General features: G+C 68.7%; 11 protein-coding genes. 10 read left to right on the top strand and 1 reads right to left on the bottom strand.

The genetic code is table 11. The annotated features are described in order from the left end of the window. Positions 1-11: 11 nt before the first annotated feature. The 6 genes from IEW87_RS14180 to IEW87_RS14155 all read left to right on the top strand — a co-directional run bounded on the left by IEW87_RS14180 (position 12) and on the right by IEW87_RS14155 (position 6,791). The gene (locus IEW87_RS14180; RefSeq protein WP_188713041.1) at positions 12-1,037 is read left to right on the top strand and encodes a LacI family DNA-binding transcriptional regulator; all 1,026 of its coding nucleotides are present in this window, start codon (positions 12-14) and stop codon (positions 1,035-1,037) included. Positions 1,038-1,120: 83 nt separating this feature from the next. After that, positions 1,121-2,377 carry a sugar ABC transporter substrate-binding protein gene (locus IEW87_RS14175; protein WP_188713040.1) on the top strand — a complete coding sequence of 419 codons (1,257 nt, stop codon included), beginning with the start codon at positions 1,121-1,123 and terminating at the stop codon, positions 2,375-2,377. Positions 2,378-2,402: 25 nt separating this feature from the next. Then, positions 2,403-3,350, top strand: coding sequence for a carbohydrate ABC transporter permease (locus tag IEW87_RS14170; protein WP_188713039.1), 948 nt, complete (start codon positions 2,403-2,405; stop codon positions 3,348-3,350). After that, entirely contained in the window at positions 3,347-4,177 is an 831-nt protein-coding gene (locus IEW87_RS14165; RefSeq protein WP_188713038.1) for a carbohydrate ABC transporter permease, read from the top strand. Before IEW87_RS14170 ends, IEW87_RS14165 begins: the two co-directional genes overlap by 4 nt. Before the next feature lie 12 nt (positions 4,178-4,189). Then, positions 4,190-6,139: a glycoside hydrolase family 127 protein gene (locus IEW87_RS14160; protein WP_229731221.1), complete on the top strand. Its 1,950-nt coding sequence runs from the start codon at positions 4,190-4,192 to the stop codon at positions 6,137-6,139. Between the two features lie 154 nt (positions 6,140-6,293). Continuing rightward, a complete protein-coding gene (locus IEW87_RS14155) occupies positions 6,294-6,791 on the top strand; it encodes an MFS transporter (protein ID WP_188713037.1) in 498 nt (165 codons plus the stop codon). Positions 6,792-6,806: 15 nt separating this feature from the next. Here IEW87_RS14155 and IEW87_RS14150 read toward each other — a convergent pair whose 3' ends face one another. Continuing rightward, positions 6,807-7,361 (bottom strand): DUF402 domain-containing protein, encoded by a 555-nt coding sequence (locus tag IEW87_RS14150; RefSeq protein WP_188713036.1) that lies wholly within the window; start codon positions 7,359-7,361, stop codon positions 6,807-6,809. Between the two features lie 64 nt (positions 7,362-7,425). Between IEW87_RS14150 and IEW87_RS14145 the strand changes: the two genes are divergently transcribed. From IEW87_RS14145 to IEW87_RS14130, 4 genes are read left to right on the top strand one after another with little or no spacing between them, the layout of a single operon-like run. Continuing rightward, entirely contained in the window at positions 7,426-8,691 is a 1,266-nt protein-coding gene (locus tag IEW87_RS14145) for an isochorismate synthase (protein ID WP_229731229.1), read from the top strand. Between the two features lie 29 nt (positions 8,692-8,720). Further along, positions 8,721-9,437 (top strand): demethylmenaquinone methyltransferase, encoded by a 717-nt coding sequence (locus IEW87_RS14140; protein WP_188713034.1) that lies wholly within the window; start codon positions 8,721-8,723, stop codon positions 9,435-9,437. Positions 9,438-9,468: 31 nt separating this feature from the next. Next, positions 9,469-10,530 carry a polyprenyl synthetase family protein gene (locus IEW87_RS14135; RefSeq protein ID WP_188713033.1) on the top strand — a complete coding sequence of 354 codons (1,062 nt, stop codon included), beginning with the start codon at positions 9,469-9,471 and terminating at the stop codon, positions 10,528-10,530. A 34-nt stretch (positions 10,531-10,564) separates the two neighbouring features. Then, a complete protein-coding gene (locus IEW87_RS14130; protein WP_188713032.1) occupies positions 10,565-11,938 on the top strand; it encodes a ferredoxin--NADP reductase domain-containing protein in 1,374 nt (457 codons plus the stop codon). Positions 11,939-12,013 lie beyond the last annotated feature (75 nt).

Raw genomic sequence — 12,013 nt, 5'->3', positions numbered from 1 at the left:
CAGGAGACGCCGTGGTCACCATCGGGGACGTCGCCCGCGAGGCGGGCGTGTCGCGCAGTACCGCGTCGTACGCTCTGTCCGGCAAGCGGTCGATCTCCGAGGAGGTGCGCCACCGCGTCGAGGAGGCCGTGCGCACGCTGGGCTACTCGCCGAATGCGGGCGCTCGAGCGCTCGCGACGGCGCGCACCCGGACGATCGGACTGCTCGCGCAGTTCTACGACGACGAGTTCGCGCCGGCCATGATGCAGTACATACAGGGTGTGTCCAACGTCGCTCGAGACCTGGGGTACGACATCCTTCTGGTGACGGAGTCCGACGGCCGCAGCGCGTTGCGCCGCCTCACCTCGACGCGGATGGTGGACGGCATCGTGCTGCTCAACGTCGCTGAGCACGATGAGCGGCTGCCCGTCCTCCGTGCGGCTGCGCAGCCCGGAGCGCTCGTCGGGCGGCCCGCCGATTGCGCGGGGGTCGACGTCTTCGACCTCGACTTCGAAGAGGCCGGCCGCCAGATGGTCGACCACCTGTATGACCTCGGACATCGTCAGCTGCTGCTGGTGTCACAGCCCGAACACGTCGTCGAGCGCGGCGGCGCCTACGTGTGGCGGCTGCAGAACGCGGCTGTCGAGCAGGCGCGTGTGCGCGGCATCCGGCTCGACACCGCGTTCGCCCCCGCACGCCAGCCCGAGGTGGGGCGCGCGGTCGGCGAGCTGCTGCAGGCGCACCCCGGCGTCACGGGCCTCCTCGTGAACAACGAAGCGGCCGCCGCTGCGCTGCCGACCGTGATGCACGAGCGCGGGCTGACCGTGCCGCGCGATCTGTCGGTCATCGGTCGCTACTCCGATGAGTTCGCACGCACCTTCTCGCTGCCCTACTCGGCCATTGAGAGCGCCCCCGATCGTCTGGGAGGGATGGCGGTGCGCGCTCTCGTGCGGCGGATCGAAGGGCAGACCGGTCACGATGACCCGCATATCGTGCACTACGTCTCTCCCGAACTCGTCGATCGCGGCAGTACGGCTGCCCCGCGACGGCGAACCTGACCGCACATCCGGACAGTCAGACCCACCACACCACAAATCGAACCGGTTCGAATAATCCGGTACCTGTTCAAGGAGGAACACTCATGAATCCCACCCGCACAGCTCTCGCCACGGCCACGGCGCTCGTCGCGGTCGGAGCCCTTGCCGCCTGCTCGTCCGCCGGAGGAGGTGGATCCGACGGCGGACCCGACGCCGCGTCCGCTACCTATACGTGGTGGGATCCGTATCCGCAGCATGAGGGCTCGTCCGACTGGGAACAGCGCGCGCAGCAGTGTGGTGAGGACGCCGGCGTCACGATCGAGCGCACCGCCTACGACACGACGGCCCTCACGAATCAGGCGCTGCTCGCCGCGCAGGAGGGGACGTCACCGGATATCATCCTGCTCGACAACCCGGCCGTCTCGACGCTTGCCGAGACCGGTATGCTGACGACGGTCGAGGAGCTCGGCCTCGACACGTCGGCGATCGATGAGAACCTGCTCGACGCGGGTGTGATCGACGGGTCCGCGTACGGGATTCCGGTCGGCGCGAATACGCTCTCGCTCTACTACAACGCCGACATCCTTGACGCAGCAGGCGTCGACCCCGCGTCGATCACCGACTGGGAGACCCTGACGACGGCGTTGACGAAGGTCGACGAAGCCGGGCATCGCGGCATCACATTCGCGGGAATCGGCACCGAGGAGGGCACCTTCCAGTTCCTCCCATGGTTCTGGGGTTCCGGCGCCGATCTCGAGCAGCTCGACTCGCCCGAGGCGGTCGCGGCGCTCGAACTGTGGACGACGTGGCTCGACGAGGGGTATGCGCCCAACTCCGTCATCGGCAACTCGCAGAACACCGTGTGGGAGGAGTTCCTCACGGGCGACTTCGCCTTCGCCGAGAACGGAACGTGGCAGGTCAACAGCGCCGCCGAGGCCGACTTCGCCACCGGCATCGTGCAGTTGCCTGGGCGCGATGGAGGCGTCGCGCCCGCACCGACGGGTGGCGAGTTCATCGTCGCCCCCGTGCAGTCTGATGACGCACGGTACGAGGTCACGCGCCAGATCGTCGAGTGCATGACGACGCCCGAGGGCTTCGTTGAGACGGCGAACACCTTCGCGTATTACATCCCACCGACAGCCGAGGGGCAGGAGCAGCTCCTCGTAGAGAATCCCGACCTCGAGCCGTGGGTGACCGCGGTACAGAACGCGAAGGGTCGCACGAGTGACGGGCTCGGGACGGATTACCCGCTGATCTCGGAGGCACTGTGGACGGCCGTGCAGAGCGCGCTGTCGGGCGCCGAGAGTCCCCAAGAGGCGCTCGAGGCCGCGCAGGCGGCCGCCGAAGCAACCACCAGCTGATCCGCGCACGAGAGAGAACCGATCCATGACCACCACCGCGACGCTCCTCGGGGTGCGGCGGCCGGGCGCGCGGCGCCACCGACGGCGGCTCGACGCGAGCCAGTGGGCCGCCGTCGGCTTCGCCGCGCCGCTCTTGGGCTACCTCGTCGTCTTCTACGCCTACCCGCTGTGGCGCAACATCGATCTGTCGATCCGTGATTTCACGATCCGCGCGTTCGTGCAGGGCGACGCCGAGTTCGTGGGCTTCGCGAACTACGTGGAGGTGTTCGGGTCGTCGACATTCCCCGTCGCCCTGGTGAACACCCTGCTGTTCACGTTCGGGTCTATCATCGTGCAGTTCGCCGTCGGCCTCGCGCTCGCGGTGTTCTTCCGGCAGAACTTTCGGCTGTCGAACCTGCTGCGCGCGCTATTTCTCGTGCCGTGGCTGCTGCCGCTGATCGTGTCCGCGTCGACGTGGGCGTGGATGCTCAACAGCGACAACGGAATCGTCAATTCGGTGCTTCTCGCCTTCGGTGGCGACCGGATCAACTGGCTCACCTCTCCCGAGACGGCCCTGCTGTCGGTCACGATCGCGAACATCTGGCTCGGCGTGCCGTTCAACCTCGTCGTCCTGTACTCGGGTCTCCAGAACATTCCGGAGGAGATGTATGAGGCGGCCTCGCTCGACGGCGCCGGATCGTGGCGGAAGTTCTCGAGCATCACGCTCCCGTTGCTGCGGCCCGTGTCGGCGATCACGCTCCTGCTCGGCCTCATCTACACACTGAAAGTCGTCGACGTGATATGGGTGATGACGGCGGGCGGCCCGGCTGGCGCGTCGACCACACTGTCGATCTGGGCGTACCAAGAGGCGTTCGGCACCGGGATGCCGTCGTTCTCGCCGGCCGCGGCCGTGGGCAACCTCCTCATCGTCATCGCACTCGTGTTCGGGTTCCTGCATCTGAAGCTCCAGCACCGACAGGGGGCCCGCTCATGACTCCTGCCCGTTCGATTCGGCGCACCTGGTGGAAGACCGCCCTCGGCGTCGTGTTCACGCTCGCGATGCTGTTTCCCGTCTACTGGATGGTGAATGTCTCGTTCACTCGGACCAGCGACCTGCGCCGCACACCGCCGCATTGGTTCCCCTGGGACCCGACGTTCGAGGGATACACGGCCGTCTTCGCGCAACAGCTCCCGGCTCTCGGAACGAGCCTGATCGTCGGCCTCGGATGCGTTGCGGTCACCCTCGTGATCGCGGCTCCGGCCGGGTACGCGCTCGCGCTGCTGAACCTGCGCGGGGGCGGGCCGCTCAACTTCGTGCTTCTCGTTGCGCAGATGATCCCGGCTGTCGTCATGGCGATGGGCTTCTACGCCGTGTACAACAGTCTCGGCCTGCTCAACACGGTCTGGGGGCTGATCATCGCCGACTCGACGATCGCGGTCCCCTTCGGTGTTCTGCTGTTCACAGCGTTCATGGGAGGAATCCCGCGCGAGTTGCTGCAGGCGGCGCGCGTCGACGGCGCCGGGGCATGGCGCACGTTCGTCTCGATCGTGCTCCCGATGAGCCGCAACTCGATGCTCACGGTCGCGCTCTTCGCCTTCCTTTGGGCGTGGTCGGACTTCATCTTCGCCTCGACCCTCAATCGCAACGGCGACCTCATCCCCATCACCCTCAGCATCTACAACTACATCGGCAACAACACGACGCAGTGGAACGCGATCATGGCGACCGCTGTCGTCGCGTCCGTACCTGCTGCCGTCCTGCTCGTCATCGCCCAGCGCTACGTCGCGGCCGGTGTCACGGCGGGCGCCGTCAAAGACTGACAAGGATTCTTCGTGACGATCGACATGACATGCTCCGGTTCTCTCGCCCGCCCCGTGGACGCACCGGGAACGCGACGCGGAATCGGTGTCGGCGAGATGCACCTCGACGGCGGTTTCTGGGGCGCGCGCCAAATGACCAACGCGCGCGCCACACTTCGGCACTGTTACGACTGGATGGAGCGACTCGGCTGGCTCGCGAACTTCGATCGCGTTGCGAGCGGCTCAACAGGAGACGATCGCCCCGGCTGGCAGTTCTCCGATTCGGAGGTCTACAAGCTGCTCGAGGCGGTGGCCTGGCAGCAGGGGCACACGCCGGATCCGGCGGTCGAGAGGATCTGGGCGCAGCTCGTCGATCGGATCGCGGCCGCGCAGGACGACGACGGATACCTCAACACGTGCTTCGGCCACGCTCACCAGCCGGCGCGCTACTCCGACCTGTCGATGGGGCATGAGCTCTACTGCACGGGCCACCTGCTGCAGGCCGCTGTGGCGCGTGTGCGCACCCACGGTGAGGACGAACTCGTCCGTGTCGCCCGCCGTGCCGCCGACCACGTGTGCCGTGAGTTCGGAGCGAACGGGCGGCCGGGCATCTGCGGGCATCCGGAGATCGAGGTCGGACTCGTCGAGTTCGGTCGCGCGCTCGGCGAACCGACCTACATCGAACAGGCGCGCCTGTTCGTCGAACGCCGCGGACGCGGAATCCTTGCCCCGATCGCGCTGCTCAGTCCCGCGTACTTCCAGGACGACGTTCCGGTCCGCGACGCCGACCATTGGCGCGGTCACGCGGTGCGCGCCCTGTACCTGGCGGCCGGCGCACTCGATGTCGCGACGTCGACGGGCGACCGCGAGCTCGTCAGTGCGATCGAACGCCAGTGGACGAGTTCGGTCGAGCGTCGCACGTACCTCACGGGGGGTATGGGCTCGCGTCATCAGGACGAGGGCTTCGGCGACGACTGGGAGCTCCCCTCCGATCGCGCGTACTGCGAGACCTGCGCGGGCGTGGCCTCGGTCATGGTGTCGTGGCGCCTCTTGCTCGCGACGGGCGAGGCGAAGTACGCCGACCTCATCGAGCGAACCATGTACAACGTCGTCGCGACGTCCCCGCGCGAGGATGGTCGCGCCTTCTTCTACGCCAATCCGCTGCATCAGCGCGAGCCCGGCGGTGATGTACGGCTGGACGAGGTCAATCCGCGGGCCGAGGGTGGGATCCGCGCGCCCTGGTTCGACGTGTCGTGCTGCCCGACCAATGTCGCCAGGACGCTTGCCTCCTGGCAGAGCTGCGCGGTTTTCGTCGACGAGTCGGGTGAGGATCCGGTTGTGACGATCGCGCAGTACGCCGCCGGCGCGATGCACGTCGCAACGGAGCGCGGCACACTCGCCGTGGACGTCGAGACGGCGTATCCCAAAGAGGGCGTCGTGCGCTTCCTGGTCCGCGAGGCGCCCGCCGGACGCGTCGGGCTTCGTCTGCGCGTACCTCACTGGGCCGATGGGGCGAGCATACGCAGTCACGACGAGGCCGTGACCTCGTGCGCACCGGGCTGGATCGATGTCGTGGGTCCGGTAGCGGCCGGTGATGAGATCGTGCTCGACCTTCCCGTGCGGCCGCGCTTGACCTGGCCGGATCTGCGCATCGACGGCGCCCGAGGAACGGTCGCGGTCGAACGCGGACCGGTCGTGCTCTGCCTCGAATCGGTCGATCTGCCCGACGACGTGTCGATCGACGGTCTCGCCCTCAGCGTCGATTCTCTGCCGACGGATCGAGGCGACGGCGCGATCGTCCACGCTCGCACCGTGTCCCTGCCCGCGCACGGGGACGGTCGGCCGCCGTTCGTCTCGGCGCGCCCGAATCCCGGTCGCGGGGACGCGCGACACGAACGCGCGTTCGAGGTGCCGCTCATCCCGTATCACCGGTGGGCGGAGCGTGGCCCATCGACGATGCGCGTCTTTTTGCCCGTGGCCTGAAACGCCTCGGGGACACTCAGCGCGCGCCGTCGCGCGAACCGGTTCGATGAAAGGAAGCTCCGCTCCGCAGTACCACGGACCCTGAGGCCGAGCAGTTGACGACGCCGGCGTGCACCGCACGACGGATCCACGAACACATGGAAGGCACTCGATGATGAGGACGACACCTTTACGGCGCCGATCACGGCGGGCGGCCATCGCCCTGCCGGTCGCGCTCACGCTCGTCTGGACGCTCAGCGGCGCGTCGTTTTTCGTCGGGAACTATCTCGCGGGCCGCTGGGCGAGAGGACCGGTGCGTCGGCGGTGCGGGCTCCTCTGGGGCGGATTGGCGGGCGCGGCCGTCGCGGTCATCGCGGTCTTCACGACGAACAATCTGCCCGTAGCACTGGTCGCGACGACGGGGATGGGCTTCAGCCACGCGATCGTCGCGGCCCTCGTTACGACGATGATTGCAGACCGCGGGGGAGACCTGACCGCGCCCGCCTACAGCATCAACGCCGCAGGCATGAGCCTCGGCGTCTTCGCGGGCGCCGTCATCGCCGGGGTCGGGCTCAGCGTGGCCGGAAGCCTCGGCATGGGGATATCGCTGTTGCTCCCCAGCTTGCTCGCGTTCGTGCTCGTCCCGGCTGCCTTATTCACGACCGTGGAGTGAAGAGTCCTCGAGGTCCTACAGCTCGAGCGCGTCGAGCACGTCGAACCACGTGTGCGTCGTCGCCTCGTTGAAGGGCGCGGCACGCTCGGTGACTTTGCGCTTGAGCTCCGCGGCGACGATCTCGAGACGATTGACGACGTGCAGGGGGTAGCCGTATTCGATGCGATGCTCTTCCCACTCGTCCTCGTCGTCGATGTAGATGCCGCGCTGATCGGTGCGACGCACGACATCCAGATCCATATCGATCGCGTGCGGCTCTTCACCGTCCCAGCGCGCATCCCACGCGACGTCGATATAGATCCGCGTGCGCTGCGGAGGAGCGTTCACCGTGAGTATCCACTCGGCGCCGTGATCGCTGCCCGGCTCGGGATCCGGCAGCAGCATGACACACGACGTCTTCAGCAGCGTGTCGCGCCCCGGGCGGTGACTTCGCCATCCCGCGCACTGGCCGAACCACGACCCCCACTCGTCGCGACCCAGGTAGACGACCTCGTGGATCCAGTGCGGAGCCCCGTCCCATTTTCGCCAGTTGATGTGCGTTTTGGCTCCGGGTCGGATCGAGGTGGTCATCCTTCGACAATATGACCTCGTCCGTCTCCCAGGCGGAATGAATCCACTCCTCAATAGGATCGGCATCGTGACCGAACCGCTCTCGCTGCCGATCCTCCAGGCGACCACACGAGAGATCGACCCCGTCGACGCGCTGCTGTTCGCGGACCCGGGAGATCCTCTCGCGTGGACGCGAAAGGGCGACGGACTCGTCGCCGCCGGCCCCGACCTGCTGCACATCGACGTCGCCGAAGAGGGACGCATCGCGGCGCTCGCGGACCTCTGGCGCGCGCTCTCGCAGGCCGCCCACGTTCACGACGAGGTGCGGGTGCCCGGCACGGGTCTCATCGGGTTCGGCGCCTTCGCCTTCGATGATGCATCCGAGCGCCCCTCGACCCTCATCGTGCCGTCGGCGCTCATCGGCTGGCGCGGCGGTCGCGCGTGGCAGACGCGGATCCGCGTGCCCGACACCACCGACCAGCTCGCCGAACCCGCACCGGCCGATCTCGGCGGCGCGTGGTCGGCGACGCTCGGCCCCGGGGCAATGGATCCGCCCGCTCACGAGGCCGCCGTCCGTCGCGCTCTCGCCGTCATCGAGGCGGGCACCGCCGAGAAGATCGTCATCGCCCGCGACCTCGTCGGAACCGTTCCCGCCGGCGCCGACCTGCGCCGTCTCGTCCGCTCGCTCGCGACCGACTACCCCGACACCTGGACGTTCGCCGTCGACGGGCTCATCGGCGCCAGCCCCGAGACGCTCGTGACGGTCCGGGAGGGAGCCGTCTCGGCTCGCGTGCTCGCCGGAACGCACGCACGCGGCACGGGCCTGCACGAAGATCAGATGGTCTCAAGCGAGCTGCGCGCGAGCACGAAGAACTCCGCCGAGCACCGCTTCGCCGTCGACAGCGTCCTCGACACGCTCCGGCCGCACGTCAGCGACCTGCGCGCCGCGGACGAGCCGTTCGCGCTGGAGCTGCCGAACCTGTGGCACCTCGCCACCGACGTGAGCGGCACCCTCAGCGACGGCGCGTCGGCTCTTGACCTCGTGCGCGCGATGCACCCGACCGCGGCGGTCGCCGGAACCCCCACACACCGCGCGATCGAGGAGATCCGCCGCATCGAGCCGTTCGACCGCGGGCGCTACGCCGGCCCCGTCGGGTGGATCGACGGCGACGGCGACGGCGAGTGGGCGATCGCGTTGCGCAGCGCGCAGTTCGCCCCCGCCGAGCCTGCAGCGACGACGCGCACCGTCTCGGCGCACGCGGGCGGCGGGATCGTCCGAGGATCCGTGCCCGATGCGGAGCTCGACGAGACGCGCCTGAAGTTCCGTCCCATCGTCGACGCGCTCGCGTAGCGCCACCCGCCCGCGAATAGGATCGACCCATGACCTCAGCGCAGCGCGCCGACCTCGACAAGGATCCGCGCACCGTCAGCAGGATGTTCGACCAGGTCGCCGAGCGCTACGACCTGACGAACATCGCGATGACCTTCGGACTCGACGCCGTCTGGCGTCGCGCGACGACGAACGCGGTCGATCCGCAGCCGGGCGAACGGATCCTCGACCTCGCGGCCGGCACCTGCCGTTCGTCCGCGTCGCTCGCGCGCCGCGGCGCCGAGGTCGTCGCGGCCGACTTCTCACCGGGCATGCTCGAACAGGGACGCCGCCGGTACGCCGACGTGCGCGGACTGCGTTTCGTCGAGGCCGACGCCATGGCGCTGCCATTCGACGACGGCGAGTTCGACGCGGTCACCATCTCGTACGGTCTGCGGAACGTGCAGCAGCCGAAGGTAGCGCTCGCCGAGATGCGGCGGGTGACGCGGGAGGGCGGGCGCATCGTCATCAACGAGTTCTCCACCCCGCCGGCCCGCCTCTTCCGCACGCTGTACCGCATCTATAACGACGCCATCCTGCCGCGTGTGGCGCGCGTGGTCGGGTCGAACGGCGACGCATACGACTACCTCGGCGAGTCGATCCGCGCCTGGCCCGACCAGCGCGAGCTCGCGGCCTGGATGCGCGAGGCCGGGTGGACCGACGTGGCCCACCGTGATCTCGCGGGCGGCATCGCGGCGCTGCACCGCGGGTACCGTCGCACGGCGTAACAGCCCAGGTGCCGGCGGGTAGGCTGGTCGGGTGACTACGGGCCCCGTTTCCTCGGGCTCGCGACTGGCGAGCCGCTTCGGTCTCAGCGACCGCATTTTCGTCGGCCGCGCGGCCCAGCGCCTCGCGCGCACGATCGAGTCTGGGCTCGAAGAGGTCGAGCAGGCAATCGCCGCCGAACTCGGCAGCGCCGACCCCCTTGTCGACGCGATGAGCCGATACCTCTATGAGGCCGGCGGCAAGCGCGTGCGACCCATGCTCGTGATACTCACGGCCCAGCTCGGCGAGGGCTTCTCGCCCGCCGTGCGCGACGTGGCCGTCGCCCTCGAGCTCATGCACCTCGGATCCCTGTACCACGACGACGTCATGGACGGCGCCGACCGCCGACGCGGCGTTCCCGCGGCGCACCGCGTCTGGGACAACTCAACCGCGATCCTCACCGGCGACCTGCTGCTCGCGCGAGCGAGCCGCGTGATGGGGCGCCACGGCGCAGAAGCCGTCGACCTGCAGACCGAGACCTTCGAGCGTCTCGTCATGGGGCAGCTGAACGAGACGGTCGGCAACCGCGAGGGCGAAGACCCGATCGATTTCTACCTGCGCGTGCTGTCGGACAAGACCGGCTCTCTCATCGCGGCCGCCGCCGGCGCCGGCGCCTTCTTCGGAGGCGCGAGTGAAGAGTACCGAGACGCGCTGCGCACTTACGGCGAGAAGATCGGCGTCGCCTTCCAGCTCGCCGATGACGTGATCGACCTCTCCGCAGACGCCGCGGAGACGGGGAAGGTCCCCGGCACCGACCTGCGCGCCGGAGTCGCCACCATGCCCTACCTGCTGCTCGGCGCGAGCGACGACCCGCGCGACACCGACCTTCGCGCGCGCATCGACGACGGTGTCGCGCGGATCCGCGCCGGAGAGGATCCCTCGATCCTCGACGGCGAGCTCGCCGAGCTGCGCGAACACGATGCGACAGCCCAAACGGAAGCGCTCGCGGTCTCCTGGACCAACGAGGCGGTAGCGGCCCTCGCGGTCCTGCCTCGCGGATCCATTCGCGACGCGCTCACGCGATTCGCACGGCACCTCGCCGAGCGAGCCAGCTGACGTCCACGCCGAATCACGAGAAAGTTCCTCATTTATGACGAAGCTTCGCCTTGCCATCGTCGGGGCTGGCCCCGCCGGCATCTACGCCGCGGACATCCTGCTGCGCACCGAGCGCGCGTTCGACGTGTCGATCGACCTCTTCGAGCGACTCCCCGCCCCGTATGGCCTCGTGCGCTACGGAGTCGCGCCCGACCACCCGCGGATCAAGGGGGTCGTGGGCGCGCTGCGTGGCGTGCTCGACCGCGGTGACATCCGCGTGTTCGGCAACGTCGAGTACGGCACCGACATCACGCTCGACGACCTGAAGCGTCACTACCACGCGGTGATCTTCTCGACCGGCGCGATCCGTGACGCCGACCTCGACCTCCCTGGCATCACCGCCGAGGGCTCCTATGGTGCGGCCGACTTCGTCAGTTGGTACGACGGCCACCCCGACGTGCCGCGCACGTGGACACTCGACGCGCAGCACGTCGGCATGATCGGCAACGGCAACGTCGCGCTCGACGCAGCCCGCATTCTCGCGAAGCACGCCGACGATCTGCTGACGACCGAGATCCCGGCGAACGTCTACGACGTCCTCAAGACGTCGCCCGTCACCGATGTGCACGTGTTCGGGCGCCGCGGCCCCGCACAGGTGAAGTTCACGCCGCTCGAGCTGCGCGAGATCGGCGAGCTGAACGACGTGGACGTCGTCGTGTACGACGAAGACTTCGACTACGACGAGGCCTCGCGCGAGGCGATCGCGACGAACAAGCAGGTCAAGGTCATCGACCGCGTGCTGCAGAAGTGGCGCGAGCTGCCCAGCGCGAACAACGCCGGGGGATCCGCCTCCCGCCGCCTGCACCTGCACTTCTGGGCGAAGCCTCTCGAGGTGCGCACCGACGACGCCGGACGCGTCACGAGCCTCGTGTACGAGCGCACGACGTCTGACGGCGCCGGCGGCGTCATCGGCACCGGGGAGATTCGCGAGCAGCCCCTCGGCCAGCTCTACCGCGCCGTCGGATACTTCGGATCGCCGCTGCCCGGCATCCCCTTCGACGAGCGCCATGGCGTCATCCCCAACCACGAAGGCCAGGTGCTCGCGGAGGACTCCAACGACATCCTCCCCGGCGTGTACGCGACCGGCTGGATCAAGCGCGGCCCGGTCGGCCTCATCGGACACACCAAGTCCGACGCGTCCGAGACCGTCTCACACCTCGTGAACGACCAGGGATCCTGGTGGCAGCCCGAGGAACCGACCGAGGAAGCGGTCACCGCCCTGCTCGAGAGCCGCGGCGTGAAGTGGACCGACCTCGACGGCTGGCACCGCCTCGACGCGCACGAGGTCGCGCTCGGAGAAGCCGAGCAGCGCGAGCGCATCAAGGTCGTACCGCGCGACGAGATGATTCGCATCTCCCGCGCCGAGTAAACGCGCCACGCGCCACGCGGCCCGCGCCACGCGGCCCGCGAGCACGCCGTCCGCGGCGTTCTCCTCGGTTGACGC

This window comes from Microbacterium faecale, from assembly GCF_014640975.1.
In the GTDB taxonomy this organism is placed as follows: domain Bacteria; phylum Actinomycetota; class Actinomycetes; order Actinomycetales; family Microbacteriaceae; genus Microbacterium; species Microbacterium faecale.
Note: the sequence above shows the minus strand (reverse complement) of the source record. Positions and strands in the feature narration are given on the sequence as shown.